Raw genomic sequence first — 20,121 nt, 5'->3', positions numbered from 1 at the left:
CTACTGTAACAAAATTTGATTAAGAATGGGTATCAAATCTGTGAAAATCTCCATTTTTACCGCCGGTTTTGGTTACGAGCATCGTAGGCCCGATCACCATGTCCTTCTGGAGGGCTTTGCACATATCATACACGGTCAGGGCCGCGGCGGATACGGCCGTCAGCGCCTCCATCTCCACGCCCGTAGGCCCGGTTGTGCGCACTTCGGCTTCGATGCCGAGCTCCGTCCCGCTTTCGTAATTAAAGCGGATGTCCACTCCGGACAGCGCAAGCGGATGACACATCGGAATCCAGTCGGCGGTCTTCTTCGCCGCCATGATGCCGGCTACCTGAGCTACGGCGAGCACATCGCCTTTGGCAAGACGGCCCTCCCGGATACGCAGCAGCGTATCCGGCAGCATCGTGACGCTGGTGCGGGCAACGGCCGTCCGCCTGGTCTCTTTCTTTTCGCTGATATCGACCATTCTGGCCCGGCCTTGTTCATTAAAATGAGTCAGTTTGTCCGGATGCTCCATCCGATCCTCTCCCCTCTTCCGGTCCGCTGCCGGATCCCGGGTATATGCGGCGCTCTCCGTAATCAGCACGTCCAGACGGATATCGTGCGGTTCTATGGGAAGGTGCTCCACAAGCTGCACGTCAAAGGCCGCGGCCGCAAAAAAAGGCGCTGCCCTCCCTTCCTCCCGGGCGGCTTTCAGCAGCTTTTGGAGAAAGCGGTCATAGTAGCCGCCCCCATAGCCCAGCCTCCCGCAAGCGGTATCAAAAGCAAGCCCCGGCACGAGAACGGCTGAAGCGGCAAGGGGATTCTCCAAAGCCGGGCTGAGAGGGTCCGGCTCCATGATGCCGTGCATCCCTTCCTGCAGATCTTCCCATTGCCTTATTTCGTGAAAAAGCAGCTCTCTCGTCGCATGCAGCGAACGAGGCGCGTAAACGCGGATGCCCGCTTCCCAGCAGGCTTCGACGGTTTCATGAATTCCGCATTCCGTGCGAAAGGGGACGTATGCCAGAACAAACGGGGTATCCGGAGCCCCGGATGTACCGAAGCTTTCCGTTAATTCCCGGTTCGCAGGCAATCGTATGCCGGAATCCCCGTCTCCCGGGCATGCTTCTTCCAAGCGGGACCTGTCTTCCGGCTGTTTAACCCGCGCAGGCGCCGCGCCGGCGAATGCACCGGGTGAAAGGTGCCGGCCGGCGATTACGCCTTTCAGCCAGGCGGTCAATCTTTCGTTGATCCGGCGCTCCCGGCTCGCTCTCTCTTCAGGCGTTAATTCCGAGCGGAGCCGTTCGATATGGCGGCGGAGTTCTTTTTTGTCGGTATTATTCATGTATATAGCTGCAACCTCTTTCCGGCTGGGGCTGTTAATTTGGACTGATTGGCGGGATTTCGCAGATGGTTGTCTGCCTGCGGGGCAAAGGTCCTTCTTTATATAGAAGACACGTGCAGACAGTAGTTTACATTATTTTATCACATTGCCGGGAAGTTTGAAAAAAATGTGTTCAGTTTTCCTGGAGGCGTTTTTCCTGTACACTAAAAAGGGCCTTTCTTTTCCGCGGCAGAACCCGCTTGAAGATATTCCGCCGGGTTATTCGCCCGGACCTTTACTAAGCAGCCGTATTAATGAAGAAAATTGTGCAATCATGGAGGTAATAACGAAAGATGCTTCTCCAAGTGAACGGAATCGGTAAAAGCTACGGGACCTCGTCCGTGCTTTCTAACATATCCCTGCAAATTGAAGACCGCGAAAGAATCGGACTCGTCGGAGTGAACGGGGCCGGCAAGTCGACTCTCCTGCAAATTATCGCGGGCGACCTTTCTTACGATGAAGGGGACATTTTTAAAGCCAAAGAAACCCGGATCGGGTATCTCCGCCAGAACGGCGGCCTGCAGACGGACAAAACGATTATCGAAGAAATGCGCACGGTCTTTACGGCGCTCTATGCCGTCGAAAGAGAACTGCGCGAGCTGGAACAGCAGATGGCGGATCCGAAGCTGATCGATAACGCCAAGGCGTACGAGGACACGATGAACCGGTACTCTGCCAGATCCGAGTGGTTCCGCGAGCAGGGCGGATACGAGATCGAAGCCAGAATACGCGGAATTCTGCACGGCATGGGATTCGGAGAATTTCCGCCCGATACGCTGATCCAGACGCTGAGCGGCGGTCAGAAAACCCGTCTCGCGCTCGCCAAAATGCTTCTGGAAGAGCCGGACCTGCTTCTTCTCGACGAGCCGACCAACCATCTGGACATCCGCACGCTGACGTGGCTGGAGTCTTATCTGCGCGGGTATCCCGGCGCTATTCTGGTCGTATCCCACGACCGCTACTTCCTCGACTCGCTCGTAACGGCGATTTACGAAATCGAGCGGACGTCCTCCAAGCGCTACACGGGCAACTATTCCCGCTTCGTCGAGCTGAAGGAAGCGGATTACGAAATCCGCATGAAGCAGTTTGAGAAGCAGCAGGAAGAGATTGCCCGCATGGAGGACTTCGTGCAGAAAAATATCGTCCGCGCCACCACCACCAAACGCGCGCAGAGCCGGCGCAAAGCGCTGGAGCGGATGGAACGGATCGACAAGCCGCTCGGCGATCTCAAGCGCGCCAGCTTCTCCTTCCAGATCGATCAGACATCCGGCAAGGAAGTTTTGCAGGTGAGGGATCTGGCCCTGTCCGTGGGCGAAGGCAAACGCCTTCTCGATTCCGTCTCGTTCGAGCTGCGGCGCGGCGAAACGGCGGCCCTGATCGGCCCCAACGGAATCGGCAAAACGACCCTGCTCAAAACCTTGATCGGTAAGCTGTCCCCCGATACCGGCACGATCCGCTGGGGAACCAATGTCAAGATCGGTTATTACGATCAGGAACAGACGACGCTGAATCCGCAGAAAACGATCCTGGAAGAGGTCTGGGATACGTTTCCTACTATTGAAGAAGCGCGCATCCGCTCCGTGCTGGGCAACTTTCTTTTCAGCGGTGAGGACGTGTTCAAAAAAATCTCGTCCCTAAGCGGCGGCGAGAAAGCGCGCGTGGCGCTGGCCAAGCTTATGCTGCTGAACGCGAACATGCTCATCCTCGATGAGCCGACCAACCATCTGGACTTGTACAGCAAGGAAGTGCTCGAATCGGCTCTGCTCGATTACGAAGGCACCCTGCTCTTCATTTCCCATGACCGTTATTTCCTGAACAAAATGGCGGAAAGCATGCTGGAGTTGGAACGCCACGGCGTGAAGCATTACCTGGGCAACTACGACGATTATCTTGAGAAAAAAGCGGAGCTTGCCGAAATGGAGGCCGAGCGTATCCGCGAGCAGGCGGCCCGCGACAGCAAGGCCAAGGCATCCGCGGCGTCTTTCGCAGCGCAGCAGGCGGAGAAACCTTCGTCTTACGAAGCGGACAAGCAGGCCAAGCGGGAAGAGCGCAACCGCCAGCGGCGGGTCGAGCAGCTCGAGCAGGATATCGCCCGGCTGGAGGAGGAAGTGACCGCTCTTGAGGAGGAACTGGCGGACCCGGCCGTTTATAACGACTATGTGCTTGTCCAGGAGAAGAATACCCTCATCGAGCAGAAAAAAGGAAGCCTGCAGGCGTGCTACGAAGAGTGGGAAACTCTTGTGGGTTAGACTCTTGCGGACTTGACCGGCCGCTTCGGAAACAAAAACATACAAAAAAGAGGCCTCGCGGGCCTCTTTTTTTTGTAAACATGCTATGCTTTTCCGATTCTGATCGAGGTACTTAAGCTTCCTATGCGTTCGCTCCATCACGCATTCCGCGCCCCGCGTCCGACATCCGGCATTCGGCGTTCGCATCCAGCATTCGGTATTGGTATCCGACACCGACACCGACACCGACACCGACACCGACACCGACACCGACACCGACACCGACACCGACACCGACACCGGTGGAATGCTGCCATACTGCGGGTCCCCCGTCAACCTTTCGGCCCGGCTCCTTACAGCTTAAACCGGCTGATGCTCTGCTTAAGCTCCCGGGACATATCGCTCAGCGCACCCGCCGAGGCTGAAATATCCTCCATGGAAGCGAGCTGCTCTTCCGAAGAAGCCGCGACGGTCTGGGAGCTTTCCACAGTCTGCTGGTTCATGTGAGACAGCTCCGAGATGGACGCGGCCACTTCTTCCGTTCCGGCGGACATCTGCTGCGAGGACGAGGAAACCTCCAGAATTTGCTTCGCCAGCTCGTCCATATGATTAACGATGCGCTGGAAGGCCTCCCCGCTCTCGGACACGAGCTTGGTCATCTCCGTCACTTCTTCGGCCGTGTGGTTCATCGCGCCCACAGCCTGCCCCGTACCGGTGCGGATCGTGACGACGAGCCCGGCGATTTTATCCGAAGACTGCTTGGACTGCTCGGCAAGCTTGCGGATTTCATCGGATACGACCGAGAAGCCGCGTCCGTGTTCCCCGGCGCGTGCAGCCTCGATCGCCGCGTTCAGCGCGAGCAGGTTCGTCTGATTCGCGATATCCGAGATCAGCGCCGTAATGCCGCCGATTTCCTCGGAAAGCTGTGCAAGCTGGTTCATGGACTCTACGGAACGCTGAACCGTTTCGTTCATTTGGCTCATCTGCTTCACGTTGTGCTGAATCATGCCGTTGCCTCGCGCCGCCTCTTCCGAAGCGGATTCCGATGACTGCGCGGCGTAGCCTGCGGATTCGGCAATCCGCTGAATGCCCGTCGCCATCTCTTCCATGGCGTTCGAGCTTTCCTGCGTGCTCTGCAGCTGGCGCTCCGCTCCCGACGCTACCTGCTCGATCGCCGTGGCGATCTGATGCGTGGCCTGCGTCGTCTGCTTCGCGTTGGTATCCAGCACCTCCGCGGCATGGCTAACCTGGTCGGAAGACTCCCGGATGCCCAGGATCAGACTGTGGATGCTTGCGGTCATCGCGTTGAAGTTCCGGGCGAGAATGCCGAACTCGTCTTCGCTGCGGACCGGAATCGAAACCGTAAGGTCGCCTTCCGACACTTCCAGCGACAAGCGGGAAAGCTCCCCGATCGGCTTAAGAATTTTGCGGGTGAACAGACCCAGAAGAAAGGCGAACAGCAGAGCAATACCTACATAAAAGGCCAGACTCATGAGCAGCCTTTTGGTTAAATCCCAGGAAACCGTGCCGTAATCGAAATCCGCGCCGACGTAAGCGACCGTTTTACCCGCCTCATCCTTCACCGGACTCAGAATGGTAACCCATTCCCCCGCCTGATCCGTATAAACGGGCGAACGTCCCTGGCCGCCGGTTTTTTTAACCTCCTCGAAGGCTTTCGTGTACTGATCGGTGAAGGCATAATCCGACAAAGGCTTCAGCCCCGCCTTATCCAGCGTCTCGTTCGCGGCGATAACCGTAAGAGCCGGTTTACCGTCCGCCGTTTTTTCCTCCGGGTAGTATAAAGCGACGTTCGCCATATCCCCGTCTTTTACGTAATGCTCCAACATCGTGCGGATCGCTTGAAGCTCGGTGGCCGCAGCGTCGGGTTTTCCCGCGCTTTTCATTTGATCCATCGCTTTTGTAAGGAGAGGGAGCTGCTGCTCCCATCCAAGTTCCACGACCCGCTCAATCGATTTGAGCCGGGCAAAGTAATCGCTTCTTTGCGATAAATACGTCAAGGTCATGATCAAGATACAAAGGACCACCACCAATGCCGCCATCATCGCGATCAATTTCGTCGTCACGCTTCGTTTTAAGTATTTCATAGTTCCCCCCAAATAGTTAGATAGGAACTATATCGACAGCGTTCGACTATTTTTTTAACGTTCTATATAAAATTCTATACCCAAGCTCCTCCAGCTCGATATGCATCACGCCGTCCACCGGTTTGACCTCTTCCTGCGACAGCGCATCCCGCCAATCTTCGGCCACCATCGGATGCTGCAGCGTAATCCGTTCCTCGGTATTGTTCATCCAGATCGTGAAATGCGTATAGGCGTCGATCCGCTCGTAAATGATGCAGGGATCGCCGTGATCCGCTTTCAGAAACCGGAAGCTGCCTTCCCGGAGCGCCCGGTTTTCCTTCCGCAGATGGATCAGCAGCTTGTAGAAGTCCAGCAGCTCGCGGTCCTGCATATCGGGATGCCATTCCATGCACTGGCGGCAATCCGGATCGCCTTCTCCCTGAATTCCCACTTCATCCCCGTAAAAAATACACGGCGTCCCCATGTACGTCATCAGGAAGACTACGCACAGCTTCAGTCTTCTTTTGTCGCCGCCTACTCTCGTCAGAACACGCGGAGTGTCGTGGCTGCACAGCAGATTGAAGACGACCTCGTTGGCCTGTTTCGGATACCGCATCAGCAGGAAGCCCATGCTGCTCGCGAAGGAGTGCCCGTCCATGCCCGGACCCGAGAAGAATTCCAGTACTTTGTCCGAGAACGGATAGTTCATGACGGAGTCGAACTGATCGCCCAGCAGCCACATCAGGGAATCGTTCCAAACCTCCCCGACGATGTAAGCTTCCGGATTGGCCGCCTTAACCACCTGCCTGAATTCCCTCCAGAAACGGTGGTCGATTTCATCGGCGACATCCAGCCGCCAGCCGTCGATACCGATCTCCTCGATCCAGTACTTGGCAACGTCGAGCAGATATTTTTTCACTTCGGGGTTGGCGGTATTGAACTTCGGCATGCCTTCGAAAAAACCGAACGTGTCGTAAGTCGGAATCCCTTCTTTTACGGCGACCGGATATTCATTGATATGGAACCAGTCGGCAAAAGCGGACTCCTCCCCTTTCTCCTTCACATCCTGAAAAGCGGGAAACTCAAGCGCGCTATGGTTGAAAACCGCATCCAGCATGACCCGGATTCCGCGCTCATGACAGGTCTCGACCACCTTCTTCAGCAGGGCGTTGTCGCCGAAATGCGGGTCCACCTGCGTGTAATCCAGCGTATCGTATTTGTGATTCGTGGGAGACTTGAACACCGGCGTGAAATAGATCGCATTGATGCCAAGATCCACGAGATAATCGAGATGATCGAGCACACCCTGCAGATCTCCGCCGAAAAAGTTCTCCCGCTCGGGCTTTCCGCCCCACGGCTGCACGCCTTCCGGGTCGTTTCCGGGGTCTCCGTTGGCGAAACGCTCCGGGAAAATTTGATAAAAGATCGCATCCTTGGCCCAGGCAGGAGGACTGAACAGGTCGATTTCATGAATATACGGGAACGCGTAATAGCCTCCGGGCGGATAGGGCTGTTCGGAGTGAATTCCGGTTTCCGTCATCCACAGCTGCTCGTCTCCGGCACTCAGCCTGAAGCAGTAGGACAACCGTTTGTAACTCGGCACCACTTCCGCCTCCCAATAATCGAACAGGGAATCCGAAGCGGTTTTAATCATAGAGATTTCCTGATAAAAGGTGTCCCAGTCGTATTTGTCGCTGGCGATCACCGTCACATTTTCCACATCGTCCCTTTGTGTACGGACTCTCAAGTGAATCGTTTTGTTGTCATACGCATAAGCCCAGTTGCTTCTCGTCCCGTGATAAAAGGCTTCTCTATTCATTCAGGCTCACTCCCTGCGGATAAGTTTTGCCTTTTATATACACTTTTTGCTCCCCTGACGAACCATGTTTTTTATCCACACCTTCATCCACAAAAAAAATTAAAAAAAGCGCCGGATTTTCGGCGCTTTAAGCACTTATGAACAGGTTTATCCACATTATCCACAGTTTTCACTGAAAATGTTATCCGACAGTTATACGGAAAAGGAGGAAAAAGCGGAAGCCTGAAAAATACGGATTTTTTAGAGTTATACACATTATCCACAGGGGGTGTGAATAAGTTCTTCACACCCATCCTGTTAATAATTTAAGCCATTAAGGATACACCTTGTGAAGCATTCGGATTGGCCCGTACCGCCTGGTTGCAGGCCGAGAGGAACGCTTTGGCGGCCGCAAACAGGATATCCACATCCAAGCCGGAGCTTTTGTAAGTCTGTGTGCCGCAGGAGACCGTCACGGTCGCTTCGCCCGTCGCTTTTTCGCTGGCCGATAAAGAGTACAGCTCCAGATCGGCAAACGTCACATCCATCGGCACCGCCTGGCGGATGCAGTTGACGATCGCTTCGATCGGTCCGTCGCCGGTACCCGACCAGGTGGCCTCCGCGCCGCTCTCGTTATCGCGGATGGTGGCCGATGCCACGCGGCTGCGGTCGCTGGAGCTGACGACTTGAAGCTGTACCAGCGAGAAGCGCTCCGCTGCGAAGGCACCCGCGTCGCCGACCAGGCTCAGCAGCTCGTCGTCCGTGACGTGTTTCTGCTCGTCGGCCATGTCCTTGAAGCGGGCGTACACGTCCTCCAAGGCTTGAGCGTCCAAGTCGACCCCGTACTGGCCGATCCGGTGCTTAAGGGCGTGACGTCCGGAATGCTTGCCCAGAATGATCATCGAACGCGGAATTCCCAGCTTCTCAGGTTCCATGATTTCGTATGTGTTCCGGTTCTTCAGCAATCCGTCCTGATGGATGCCCGACTCGTGCTGGAAAGCGTTGCGGCCGACGACCGGCTTGTTGAACGCGATCGGCATGTTCATCATCCGGCTGACCATCGTCGACGTATTATAAATTTCCTCCAGCGCAATGCCGGTTTCCATGTTCAGCGTGTCTTTGTGCGTCTCGATCGCCATGACGATCTCTTCCAGGGAACAGTTGCCCGCCCGCTCTCCGATGCCGTTGACGGATACTTCCACATAGTTCGCTCCGTTGCGGATGGCCGCCAGGCTGTTCGCAACCGCAAGGCCCAGGTCGTTGTGGCAGTGGGTGCTGAATTCCACCTTGTCGGCGCCTCTCGCATGCTTGCGCACGTCGGAGAACATTTTGCCGTAATCTTCCGGCATCGCGTAACCGACGGTATCCGGCAGGTTAATGATCGTCGCGCCCTCGGCGATGACCGCTTCCACCATCTCGTACAAATACTCCCGGCCCGTACGGCTCGAATCCATCGCCGTAAATTCGATCCGCTCGCAGAACTGCTTCGCGTAGGCAACCATCCGGCGCGCCTCTTCCAGCACCTGCTCGCGTGATTTACGCAGTTGGAAGGCCAGGTGAATATCCGACGAGGAGATAAACATGTGGATACGCCGTAAAGCGGCGTCCTGAGTCGCCTTCACCGCCGCGTCGATGTCGATCTTGACCGCACGCGCGAAGCCGCAAATTTCCACCCCCTGCAGTTCGCGGGAAATTTGCTGCACCGCGGCGAAATCGCCCGGACTTGAGATCGGGAAACCGGGCTCGATCGTATCCACGCCCATTTTCACGAGCTGACGCGCGATGCGGACCTTTTCCTCCGGATATAAGGAACACCCCGGTGCTTGCTCGCCGTCTCTCAAAGTCGTGTCAAAAATTTTAATTTGCCGTTTAGTCATTTTTGTTATCCTCCTGATTACCCGTTTCGGGTTTATTAAAAACTCCGGACCGGAGTTTTTGTGACATGTCCGCCTCAGCCGCCCTGAGCACGCAAAAAAGCCGCCGTCTCCGAAAAGAGACGACGGCTGTGCCGGCGCGGTACCACTCTTGTTGACCTTCCCCACGGGAAAGTCCGCTTACGGCAGCAAATGCGAACGGCTTATCACCCTGCACTGCTGCGCGCCCGTTAACGGAGGCCAACCGTGGACAGCTTAGGTGACGACCGCCGCACATGCGGCATTCGTAACGTTCGGCTTCCGGCTCCCAAGCGAGTTCCCATCCCTTACGGACTGCGTCGCACCTACCCGCAGCTCTCTGTACCGTTACCGGATCGTACTACTCTTGTTCATTGCCTTTATGGATATACAAGTTTCGTTGTTTCTCCGGACACCCGCTCCTGCCTGGATGTCCGCTCGGTAAGCTTGGGATGATCACGGTGTGTCCGCAATTTTCTTGCTTTGCGTGTTCCATCGATGATCACCCGTTGTTCGGGGCCTTGCCCGGTTATGTCTATTTATCTCACTGTCGGTTATCTATGCTGTCTGCACATCGGCTCGGCTTCTGCCAAGGATGCAAAAAAGACCTGCCGTCTCTATTACAAGAGACGACAGGCCGTTACCCTTCCGCGTTACCACTCTCATTGATCCGCCGCAAGACGGATCCACTCGATGCGATTGAAGCCGGGTCGGCCGGTATCCGGATACCGGGGACGTTCCAATCGCTGCCCGATCACGGGGGCCAGCCGTTAAAACTTACTTCGCCGCATGCTTCGAAGACTTCTGACCCGAACGGTAGACATTGTCTGCCGAGATTCAGGACGGGCTTTGCCGGCGTTGTTCAGTTTTACCGCTCCCGGGCGAGTTCAGGGTTCATCCCGCTGCGTTGCACCAACCCGCAGCTCTCTGTGCGACATGAATGACCTTACTTTTCCCGTTCGTTGCGTGTACGTTTTGAACTTGTTGTGATTATAATATGCGCGAAAACGCAAAGTCAATACAAAATGTCTAAATGTTCGAAATTTTAAGAGAAGCGGAATAAATTTTTTAAGAAAAACCCGCCCGTTGCCGGTGTTTCTTCCCCATGATAAAGTTGAAACGGGGTTTCCCTAATTTCGTCAGGAGGGCGTTTAACATGGTTATCCACTTCATGCGGATCAGGTAATGCACGCGGACGGACACATTGTACCTGTTCTTTTTGAAAAAAGAGAGTTCAGGCTTATTAGTGCTGCCCCGAAGGATGCTTTCATAAGATTCGATTACTTGATTAAAGATGAAGAGGAGCTATCCCTATGAACGATTCCATAAAAAAATCGACACCGTTAACGAAGCAAGAGCAACTCAACCAATTCCGTGTGCTCGCGGCAAAATACAATCTTGAACTGGACCTGTCTCAGCCTGTGGAACTGAATGATTCCGGGCTGGACTTTCTGGCGGCGGCCGCCCGCTCCACAGACGGCACGTCCTGGATACTCCGTATTCCGAGGAGGCCCGACGTCATACAATCAGCCGCCTACGAAGCTAAGGTGCTGCAGCTTGTAGGCCGTTCGCTGCCCGTAGCCGTTCCCGCCTGGCATATCAACCGGCCTGACCTCATTGCCTACCGCAGGCTGTCCGGAACGCCAGCAGCCACCGTGGATGCCGCTTCCAAAGCCTATAAGTGGCACATAGATCCCGGGGCGCTCTCCCCCGAATTCGTCCGATCCCTTGCGGAAGCGATGGCCGCCCTGCACCGGATAGACGGCCGTACCGCCGGAGTGGCGGGCCTTATGGCCGTTGAAGCCGTTGACCTGAGAGCAGTCACTGCGGCACGTATGGAAGTCGTCCGGCAGGCCTACGGCGTTTCGGACGAGCTTTGGCAGCGTTGGCAGGCTTGGCTTGCGGACGCTTCCTATTGGCCGCAGCACACCTCGCTGATCCACGGCGACCTGCATCCCGGCCACATTCTTGTCGACGATAACCAGCGGGTTTGCGGACTGCTGGACTGGACGGAAGCGGAGTGCGGAGACCCCGCCACGGACTTTGCCCTGTATTCCGCCGTTTTCGGGGAGGAAGCCCTGTCCCGTCTGCTGGAAGAATACGAAAAAGCAGGCGGACGCATCTGGCCGAGAATGAAGGAGCACATCGCCGAAGTGCTCGGTTCCTATGCCGTCACCATCGGCTTGTTCGCCCTTAAATCCGGGCTGGAGGAATACGCAGATATGGCACGCGAGGCCTTGGGAGTCCCTGTGCATAAGTCGGCGGATTAATTCTTTAACAGTCCGCGGAATACTGTCTCTGCCGGTTGTGAATAACTACTTAACTTGATGCAGACGCCCGGCAAAAGGACCGATTAATGAACAAAGACAGCCCCGGAGGCTGTCTTTGTTTTTTATTGTGTCAGTCCGGCCAAACAAAACCGGTTGGTTTTAACTATCCGTAATAAGCTTTAAGCTCTGTATCCCCACTTCTCCAGGCTCAGCACCGGCTCCGCCTTAAATTCCGGCCCCGTGATATCCCCGCGGTTCCATTTGAGGAAAGCGGCGGCGCCGATCATGGCGGCATTGTCGGAGCAGAGGTCCATAGGCGGCAGCAGCAGAGGCACGCCAAGCTCCGCACAGCGCTTTGTCAGCCCTTCGCGGAGTCCGCGGTTAGCCGCCACTCCTCCCGCCAGCAGAAGCTGCTTGGCGCCGTATTCCCGCACGGCCCGTGCGGCCTTCTCCACCAGCACGTCCACAACGGAGGACTGGAAGCCTTTGGCGACATGGGCCGCCACGGGCTCTTCTCCGCGCATACGCGACTGGTTAAGGACGTTAAGGACCGCCGATTTCAAGCCGCTGAAGCTGAAATCGTACGAATCGTCCAGCCAGGCACGGGGCATCGGAATTTCCCCGTCCGCTTCCTGGGCAAGGCGGTCAATGTGGGGACCGCCCGGATAAGGCAGCTTCAAGGCGCGCGCCACTTTGTCGTAAGCCTCGCCGGCCGCGTCGTCACGCGTCTGTCCGATGATCTTGAAGCTTCCTTCGCTCTCCATATACACAAGCTCGGTGTGGCCGCCCGATACGACGAGTGAAATCAGCGGATATTCCAGCTTGTGGACAAGCTGATTCGCATAAATATGCCCGGCGATATGATGCACGCCGATCAGAGGCAGACCGAGCGAGAAAGCCAGCGTTTTAGCCGCCACTACGCCGACAAGCAGAGAGCCGACCAGACCGGGCCCTTGGGTGACCGCAATAGCGGACATGTCTTTCATCGCAAGCCCCGCCTGATCGATCGCTTCCTGCAAAATCCAGGTAATGCTCTCGACATGCTGGCGGGATGCGATTTCGGGCACGACGCCGCCGAAGCGCCGGTGGGTTTCGATCTGGCTTGAAACCACGTTGGACCGGATAACGGTCCCGTTCTCTATCACGGCAGCGGACGTCTCGTCGCAGCTTGTTTCAATGGCCAGTATGTACACAGGCTTTGTAGTGTTCATGACGTTTTTTCATTCCCTTTTATCGAATGCGAACAGGACGCTTCCGCCGCTCAGGCGGGTTGATTCGTGTCGGGCAAATCCGCCCACATAATGATCGCGTCTTCGTTATTGTCGGTATAATAGCCTTTGCGGACGCCCACGTACCGGAAGCCCATTTTATCGTAGAGGCGCTGAGCCACGTAATTCGACGCGCGGACTTCCAGCGTCATGCGGACCGCTCCCAGCGACCTTGCCTTGGCTTGAAGCTGGTGAACGAGCGAAACGCCCAGCTTGCGGCCGCGGAACCGGCTCGATATCGCGATGTTGGTCACATGAGCCTCATCCATAATGAGCCACATGCCCCCGTACCCCGCAATAACGCCGTCTACCATCATCACCGTATAATGGGCAAAATGATTGCTCGTCAGCTCGTTGTGAAAAGCTCCCGCCGACCAGGGGGTCGTAAAGGCTTCCTGCTCAATTTCGCAAATGTGCGGGATGTCATCCAGCCTCATCACACGGAAAATCGGGGTTGATACAGGCTGCTCCCATCTTCGTTCGTCCAAAGAGCCCCTCCCCTTTCCGTCAGGATTTGGCCTTAGCCATCAGATTCACTTCAGCTTCCGTAAGCTGGGTATAATTCGGAACGAACGTATACTTGTCGATCGTTTCCCCGCGTTTTAACCGGTCCAGGCCAAGCAGACCCACCTCGGCCGCCGTCATATCATAGGGATGTACACGCACAGGGATGTTCAGTTCCGCCGCTGCCTGCCCGATCGTCTCTTCGAACAAGGAAGTTTCTCCAACGAAAACGATCTCCTGGGGTTTCGCAAATCCGGAAGGCACGATAAAAGCACCCGCATCACCCGCGGATTGCACCCCGGTCGTCCCGGAGACTTCGACTCCGCCCGCAGCGATCCCGATGTGCCTTGCAAAATCCGCCACGAGGCGGATGCCGTCCGGCTGCAGCCGGGCCCATCTGCCACCCGTTTCCGAGCGGCCGTTCGACCCTTCCAAGCCCAAAAGCCCGGCGGCCGGTTCATTCCCGACTGAGGCATAAACCGCGGTAAAGGCCTGCCCGCGCCGGGCATTCATCAGGGGCACGAACCAGCGCACGACATCATCCGCACCGCTTCCGGCCGCGTCGGCGAGCAAAGCCGTCCGCCCGCCAAACGCCAGCGCCTCCAGACTGGAAACGGCCGCCGCCGGAATGCCCAGCGACCAGGCGAACGTTTTCGCCGCGGTTACCGCGATCCGTACGCCGGTATAAGATCCCGGCCCCTGGCCTGCCACGACTGCGGCAAGATCTTTCGGCTGTATGCCGCGGGACGCAAGCAGCTCCTGCAAATGAGGCATGAGGTGAATGGAATGATTGCGCTCCACGATGGTGTGCTTTTCGCCGGCCAAACAGCCGTCCCGAAGCAGGGCGACGGCCAGCGAAGCCGTGGACGTATCCAGCGCAAGCACATACCCTTTCCCGTCATATACGGACCCGCTGCCGTCCCGCTCCTCACTGTCTCCGGCCTGCGGAGAATCCGCCGCCTTTTCCCGCTCCCGCGTCCTGTTCCCGCTTTCGCTGCTCATACCAACCATCCGTTCTCTTTCAAATTTGCGCACCAGCTCTCGTAAGGCTGCCCGGCCGGTTTCAAGCGGAACACCCGCTCGTCGCCTCCGCTGTGCTCGATATAAATTTCAAGCCGGTTCGGCGGCAAAAGCTCTTCCACCAGACTGGCCCATTCAATTAAAGTCAGGCCTTCCCCGTAGAAATAGTCGTCCAGCCCCAAATCTTCGGCTTCTTCCAAAGAAATCCGGTAAACATCCATATGATAGAGAGGGAACTCTCGTCCCTCGTATTCTTTAATCAGTGTAAAAGTCGGGGAATTCACAACGCCCTGCACCCCGATCGATTTAGCCACCGCCTGCGAAAAACGCGTTTTGCCCGCGCCAAGATCGCCGTCCAGCGCGATTACGGCGCCGGGACCCGCAAGCGATGCAAGCTGGGCTGCCAAAGCTTCCGTGTCCCGTTCGTCTGCGGCTTTATATTGGTAAGCCATTTCCGTCGCTTCCTCTCATTTCGCAGCAAAGTGATTGTAGCCCCGCTTCGGCAGCGGCCGCACCGACCCGTCCGGGCGCTGCAACCGCACTCCTTCATCGGCCCCCGTCACACGTCCGATGACGTGCAGAGGCAAGCCCTCGCCCGCGAAAGCGTCGCGCAGGGCCGCCAGATCCGCTTCCGCGGCCGTGCCGAGAAGCTGGTAGTCCTCGCCGCCGTACAGCACCCACTCCAGCGGGTCGGCGGCAAGCTTCTCCGCGCAGGCGCGAAGCCCTTCCTCCAGCGGCAGCTTCTCTTCCGCGATGAGGAGCCCGACTCCCGAAGCCTCGGCGATTTCGCCGGCTTCGCTCGCGAGCCCGTCGCTGATGTCGTTCAGCGCGCGGCACAAGCCCGTGCGCTGAAGCAGCTCTCCGGCCGCAGCCTGCGGCAGAGGCCGGGTGTGGGCGCGGACGAGCCCGGCCGCTTCGGCGGGCAGCTCGCCCCATTGCGCCGCGTCTATGCCGCGGTGCAGGAGGTAGTTCAGCCCCGCGGCCGAGCCGCCGAGCGGCCCCGTCACGAAGACGGCGTCGCCCGGCTTTGCGCCGCTGCGCAGCAGGGCCCGGCCCGCGGGGACTTCGCCCAGAATCGTGACGGTCAGCACGATTCCGCCGCGCGTGGACGTCGTGTCCCCGCCGATGACGGCTACGCCGAACAAGTCCGCGCACTCGTATAATCCCGCGTAGATACGCCGGATCTGCTCGGTGTCGGCGTCCTTCGGCAGGGACAGAGCGACAAGCGCATAACGCGCCTTCGCTCCCATCGCGGCCATGTCGCTGATGTTCGAAGCCATCGCCTTGAAGCCGATGTCCTCGTCGCGCATCGTCACGGGCAGAAAATGAATCCCTTCGGTCATCGTGTCGCAGGAGGCGACAAGCTGCATACCGGGAGACAAGGCGGCTACGGCCGCATCGTCACCGATGCCGACGACCACTCCCTGCGAACGCAACCCGTCCCGCTGCTGTCTGCCCCCCGTCAGCAGGCGGATCAGGCCGAATTCATCATGCTGCATAGGTGCCGCTCCTCCGGTTTGGTTTGCCTCCTATTATAGCCCTCTATCCTTCCTCTAGCAACCGCGATATCCGGGTTCCGGCAAGGCACGGGCGCTCTTACGTCTCCTTCTCCGCGCCGCAAAAAAAGCGCCTGCATGTACATTTCTTCATGCAGGCGCCGTCCTTACTCTTCCCCTTGATCCGTTACGGATTCGGGATAGCCCATCGTATCGGTGGTGGTTTCCTCGATCAGACCGTTATGAACCGTAACCTGGCCGCCGCCGAGCCCTTCATTGATCATCCGGTCAATGTCCATGTAGTAATCGTCCCGGCCCTGATGGGTGCTGTCTTTGAGTTCTTTCTCACGCTTGTCGTCTCCCATTTCATCACCTCCACTTCCCGGATTAAACCTGGCTCCGGTTAGCGTGGCACAAAACCGCCTAAAGCATTCATATCCGGCGAATTTTTTGGACATACTGATCCTAAAAGAAGTCAGGCCGCAAAGCGTCCGGCGTCCGGTCCCGGTCCTGCGGATCTGACCAAATAAGCCCGCCCACGCGGGCGCCCTAGGAGGTTTCCCCTCATGCATACGCTCTGGAAAGGCGCCATCAGCTTCGGTCTGGTGCACGTTCCCGTTAAAATGTTCTCGGCTACGGAAGAGAAAGACATCTCCATGCGTTACATTCATAAACGCTGTACAACCCCTCTTTCTTATGTGAGAAAATGCACCACCTGCGACACGGAAGTGGAGTGGGGAGAAATTACGAAAGGCTACGAATACGAGCCCGGCCGCTTCGTCCTTTTTGAGAAGGAAGAATTGGAGAAAATCTCCGGTGAAGCGACTAAAGAAATTAAAATTTTGGATTTTGTCAATTTGACAGACATAGACCCAATTTATTTTCAGAAAACTTACTATCTCTCTCCCGGTGATACAGGCGCCAACGCTTACAATCTGCTGCTCGAATCGATCAAGCAGACCGGTAAAATCGGGATCGCCACCATTTCCATCCGTTCCAAAAGCAGTCTCGCCGCCGTCCGGGTTATCGATAACTGCATCGCTCTGGAAACGATTTTCTACCCGGACGAGATCCGCGCGATCAGCCAAGTACCCAATCTTCCGGAAGCTTCGAATGTGAACGACAAGGAGCTCACGATGGCTAAAATGCTGATCGAGCAGTTGTCTACACCGTTCGAGCCCGAGAAATACCAGGACGAATACCGCAGCGCGCTGATGGAAGCGATCCAGCACAAAGTCGCCGGCGAAGAAGTCCAGGTCGCTCCGGAGCAGAAACGTACCAACGTGATCGACCTCATGTCCGCGCTTCAAGCGAGCCTCGAAGCGGTCAAGCCCGTTGCGGCCGACAAGTCGGACGCCAAGGCCAAAGCGAAGCCGAAAGCGGCCAAACCTCGCAAGACGAAAGAGAAGGCGAAGGAAACGGTATCCTAAACCGGTGCCATACCCGATGGTTCCGGCTGTCTCCGGTTTCGCTTCGGCACCTCGCCCGCTTTGATACGGGCCGGATATGGACGCAAACGAGCCTCGATTCGATTCGGGGCTCGTTTTTATTGTGCAGGCTTGCTTTTCCCCGCAGGAACGCACCTTCATTTGAAGCGGGTGGAAAGAAGCGCCTGGATATTCGGCTGCCTCGGTTTTAGACCATACGGTACATTTATTTTGTTATTGTAGCTGAGAAAGCGTACAGTTTTGGGGGGAGACATCCACAATAGCTTGAATGCTGGGATGTCTCATTGTTTTCGCAGGGGTAAATTCCAAAAACTCAACCTTAACAGTAAGCGCCGGACGTATCCATACGGCATCCTTTTGACGTAAAGGTACATTTACAAAGGGTCTATTCTCTACAGCTGATTCATTCACTAAAGCAGTTATATCCATCCAGTCTTTCCGCGTTAATTTGCCTGTCCCCGCATGGCCGATATAGGTCAGTTCTTTCCCTTCGTCATCGTACAAGCCCAGCAGTAACGAATTCACAACCCGATCGCGAAAAGTGACCCCGCCGACAACCGCATAAAGGTCCACAAATATTTTATGTTTCCTCCAGCGGCCGTCCTTTCCGTTTAAACTATACGTGCTCTGAAGATCTTTATAAACGACTCCCTCCATTTGATGCTGTTTCATAACTTCAAAAAGTGCATGACCGTCTGTGAAATTTGGAACGATTTGTACATGGTCGTTTGGAACAAGCACATTATGGAGCAGTTTTTGACGATCTCGCAGGCTGCGGTCGGTGACCCACTCCCCATTGAAATAAAGAATGTCAAACACCATATAACTTACAGGAATCTGATTTACGGCAAGTTGTATTTTGGCGCGTTGCTTCAAGCTTTCTCTTCTCATCACTTCATGAAAGGACGGCTTGTTATTATCCAAACAAATGATTTCGCCGTCAAGGATCACGGAATCGGCACGGCAAAACTTTTGCGTATCCAACAGTTCGGGATATTGCAGCGTACGCTCATTCATCTTGCGGTTGAACAACCGGGTTTCGGTTCCATCGAAGTAATGCAGCATACGTATGCCGTCCCATTTAATTTGGGTTATCCAATTTTCGCCTTCGGGCATCTTGCTTGAACTTATCGGTTCAAAGGGGATTACGGGTGTCAGTTTCATTACGCGCCTTCTTCCGCAAAGGTTGGTTACCCGACATTATTCCCATTATCCGGCTGTTTTTTCACGGCCTGTTCGAGTCGTCATGAACTAACTGGATAAATATTCAATTTATATAAATAAACATCTATTCTTATAAAGTTATCTTTACATACAATTTAAATATGAGCTTATTTTCCCAAAATACCTATATTTATTTTTGTTTATGGGTAAACATTTTAAAGCCGTCAGGCAGCTTCTTGTTCATTGCTTTATAACGCTGCTTTGCCTGCGGTCTAACTACAGCACAGAGGAAAGGAGGTTAGGAAAAATGAAAGGAAAGATTTAATGAAGACGGACAACTGGATAGCCGGGATGCAGTGGTTATTTTTTATCTTTGCCAACAGTGTCATTGTTCCGCTGACTATCGGCCAGGCATTCCAGCTATCCGAGGATCGGATCATGTCGACCCTGCAGCTCACTTTTATCGTCACGGGAAGTGCTTGCATCTGCCAGGCTTTTCTCGGACACCGGCGGGCCGTCCTGGAGGGGCAATCCGGCTTATGGTGGGGTATGATCCTGACCACCGTAAGCATCGCCTCCGCCCAGAACACTTCATTAGATGAATTGGGCGGGAGTCTTACTGTGGGAATCCTTATTTCTGCCGTTGTGACGTTAACGGTCGGTATTTTCGGCTGGGGGGCCGCCTTGGCTAACTTATTTAAACCGGGGGTCATGGGTGTTTTCATGCTGTTGTTCGGCTTTCAATTAATTCAGATTTTCCTCAAGGGCATGCTGGGTATCCCTATGGGCAATCCACCGGATGATGCCACAGTTAATCTCGGTATTTCGTTTTTATCGCTAGTTATGATGCTTTTGATTGTTGTCGTGAATATTACACTGCCGAACAAATTCAGCAAATATTCGCTGTTGGCGGGAATCGTTGTGGGCTGGGCGGCTTTTGAACTGTTTCTGGGCGAGGAAGAGACGGTTCCGGCTGCCGCTTCCTTTAAGTTTGAATTTTTTATGCTGGGCAAACCGGATTTAAACCTAGGGATTATTATGGTGGCCGTGCTTACGGGTATTCTCAACCTGGCGAATACATTCGGGGCTTTAAAGGGAAGCGAGGAGTTATACGACAGCACAACACAAAAAAAACAATTCGATGCCAGCTTGATCGTTTCCGGTATTTTCACGGGGATCAGCGGTTTATTCGGATTGGTTCCTTATGCCCCTTTTGTCTCGTCCATCGGATTTTTGAAGCAGTCCGGGATCATTAATCGACTGCCGTTTATTATTGGCGGCTCGTTATTTCTGATCATGGGCGTCATTCCGCCCGTCGCTCATTTCTTTTCCAACATCCCCCTGAGTGTAGGCAGCACGGTGCTGTTCGTTGCCTATTTGCAGACTGCTGCTGTCCTCCCTGGAATTTTTCAAGAAGATAAAGCTGAATAAACGGAATGTATACCGCTCATCTGTACCGGTATTCATAGCGGTAGTCCTAATGATAGTTCCGAAATCGTATTTTTCAGAATTCCCGGCCTTCATACAACCTTTTATCAACAATGGGTTACTTGTGGGAATTACACTGGCGCTAATACTGGAAAACACAA

Annotated in this window: 15 protein-coding genes, 1 pseudogene and 2 other annotated features; of the genes and pseudogenes, 4 read left to right on the top strand and 12 right to left on the bottom strand. The window is 55.3% G+C overall.

What is annotated here, in order from left to right; all coding sequences use genetic code 11:
• Window positions 1-19: 19 nt before the first annotated feature.
• Window positions 20-514, bottom strand: a complete 495-nt coding sequence (gene moaC, locus ABC395_RS02580; RefSeq protein WP_413006675.1) for a cyclic pyranopterin monophosphate synthase MoaC — start codon at window positions 512-514, stop codon at window positions 20-22.
• Window positions 515-628: 114 nt separating this feature from the next.
• A pseudogene (locus tag ABC395_RS02575) lies at window positions 629-1,321 on the bottom strand (5-formyltetrahydrofolate cyclo-ligase); the annotation flags it as partial.
• A 332-nt stretch (window positions 1,322-1,653) separates the two neighbouring features.
• Here ABC395_RS02575 and ABC395_RS02570 point away from each other — a divergent pair.
• Entirely contained in the window at window positions 1,654-3,609 is a 1,956-nt protein-coding gene (locus tag ABC395_RS02570) for an ABC-F family ATP-binding cassette domain-containing protein (RefSeq protein WP_413000496.1), read from the top strand.
• A 332-nt stretch (window positions 3,610-3,941) separates the two neighbouring features.
• Here ABC395_RS02570 and ABC395_RS02565 read toward each other — a convergent pair whose 3' ends face one another.
• The 3 genes from ABC395_RS02565 to ABC395_RS02555 all read right to left on the bottom strand — a co-directional run bounded on the left by ABC395_RS02565 (window position 3,942) and on the right by ABC395_RS02555 (window position 9,347).
• Complete coding sequence (locus ABC395_RS02565) at window positions 3,942-5,693, bottom strand: methyl-accepting chemotaxis protein (protein ID WP_413000494.1); 1,752 nt, start codon at window positions 5,691-5,693, stop codon at window positions 3,942-3,944.
• Between the two features lie 46 nt (window positions 5,694-5,739).
• On the bottom strand, window positions 5,740-7,491 hold the full coding sequence (locus ABC395_RS02560; protein WP_413000492.1) for an alpha-glycosidase: 1,752 nt from the start codon (window positions 7,489-7,491) through the stop codon (window positions 5,740-5,742).
• A 305-nt stretch (window positions 7,492-7,796) separates the two neighbouring features.
• A complete protein-coding gene (locus ABC395_RS02555) occupies window positions 7,797-9,347 on the bottom strand; it encodes a 2-isopropylmalate synthase (protein WP_413000490.1) in 1,551 nt (516 codons plus the stop codon).
• 112 nt (window positions 9,348-9,459) lie between these two features.
• Window positions 9,460-9,746: a binding site (T-box leader), on the bottom strand.
• 238 nt (window positions 9,747-9,984) lie between these two features.
• Window positions 9,985-10,334, bottom strand: a binding site (T-box leader).
• A gap of 341 nt (window positions 10,335-10,675) precedes the next feature.
• On the opposite strand from ABC395_RS02555, the gene ABC395_RS02550 reads away from it, so the two are divergent.
• Window positions 10,676-11,632 carry a macrolide 2'-phosphotransferase gene (locus ABC395_RS02550; protein ID WP_413000488.1) on the top strand — a complete coding sequence of 319 codons (957 nt, stop codon included), beginning with the start codon at window positions 10,676-10,678 and terminating at the stop codon, window positions 11,630-11,632.
• 179 nt (window positions 11,633-11,811) lie between these two features.
• Here ABC395_RS02550 and tsaD read toward each other — a convergent pair whose 3' ends face one another.
• From tsaD to ABC395_RS02520, 6 genes are all read right to left on the bottom strand, one after another.
• Entirely contained in the window at window positions 11,812-12,843 is a 1,032-nt protein-coding gene (gene tsaD / locus ABC395_RS02545) for a tRNA (adenosine(37)-N6)-threonylcarbamoyltransferase complex transferase subunit TsaD (RefSeq protein ID WP_413000486.1), read from the bottom strand.
• 50 nt (window positions 12,844-12,893) lie between these two features.
• Entirely contained in the window at window positions 12,894-13,337 is a 444-nt protein-coding gene (rimI, locus tag ABC395_RS02540) for a ribosomal protein S18-alanine N-acetyltransferase (RefSeq protein WP_258042570.1), read from the bottom strand.
• A gap of 70 nt (window positions 13,338-13,407) precedes the next feature.
• Window positions 13,408-14,406 (bottom strand): tRNA (adenosine(37)-N6)-threonylcarbamoyltransferase complex dimerization subunit type 1 TsaB, encoded by a 999-nt coding sequence (tsaB, locus tag ABC395_RS02535; RefSeq protein WP_413000484.1) that lies wholly within the window; start codon window positions 14,404-14,406, stop codon window positions 13,408-13,410.
• Window positions 14,403-14,876, bottom strand: coding sequence for a tRNA (adenosine(37)-N6)-threonylcarbamoyltransferase complex ATPase subunit type 1 TsaE (tsaE, locus tag ABC395_RS02530; protein ID WP_413000482.1), 474 nt, complete (start codon window positions 14,874-14,876; stop codon window positions 14,403-14,405). The genes tsaB and tsaE overlap by 4 nt, the downstream gene beginning before the upstream one ends.
• 15 nt (window positions 14,877-14,891) lie before the next feature.
• Window positions 14,892-15,923 (bottom strand): thiamine-phosphate kinase, encoded by a 1,032-nt coding sequence (thiL, locus tag ABC395_RS02525; RefSeq protein ID WP_413000480.1) that lies wholly within the window; start codon window positions 15,921-15,923, stop codon window positions 14,892-14,894.
• A gap of 164 nt (window positions 15,924-16,087) precedes the next feature.
• Entirely contained in the window at window positions 16,088-16,285 is a 198-nt protein-coding gene (locus ABC395_RS02520) for a hypothetical protein (RefSeq protein ID WP_413000478.1), read from the bottom strand.
• Window positions 16,286-16,486: 201 nt separating this feature from the next.
• Here ABC395_RS02520 and ku point away from each other — a divergent pair, with 201 nt between their 5' ends.
• Window positions 16,487-17,350: a non-homologous end joining protein Ku gene (ku, locus tag ABC395_RS02515; protein WP_413000476.1), complete on the top strand. Its 864-nt coding sequence runs from the start codon at window positions 16,487-16,489 to the stop codon at window positions 17,348-17,350.
• A gap of 231 nt (window positions 17,351-17,581) precedes the next feature.
• Here ku and ABC395_RS02510 read toward each other — a convergent pair whose 3' ends face one another.
• Window positions 17,582-18,532 (bottom strand): ATP-dependent DNA ligase, encoded by a 951-nt coding sequence (locus ABC395_RS02510; protein WP_413000474.1) that lies wholly within the window; start codon window positions 18,530-18,532, stop codon window positions 17,582-17,584.
• Between the two features lie 324 nt (window positions 18,533-18,856).
• Between ABC395_RS02510 and ABC395_RS02505 the strand changes: the two genes are divergently transcribed.
• Window positions 18,857-19,963 carry a uracil/xanthine transporter gene (locus tag ABC395_RS02505; RefSeq protein ID WP_413000472.1) on the top strand — a complete coding sequence of 369 codons (1,107 nt, stop codon included), beginning with the start codon at window positions 18,857-18,859 and terminating at the stop codon, window positions 19,961-19,963.
• Window positions 19,964-20,121 lie beyond the last annotated feature (158 nt).

The sequence above is a fragment of the Paenibacillus canaveralius genome, assembly GCF_047238265.1.
In the GTDB taxonomy this organism is placed as follows: Bacteria; Bacillota; Bacilli; order Paenibacillales; family NBRC-103111; genus Paenibacillus_F.
This window is presented reverse-complemented; position numbering and strand designations above follow the sequence as displayed.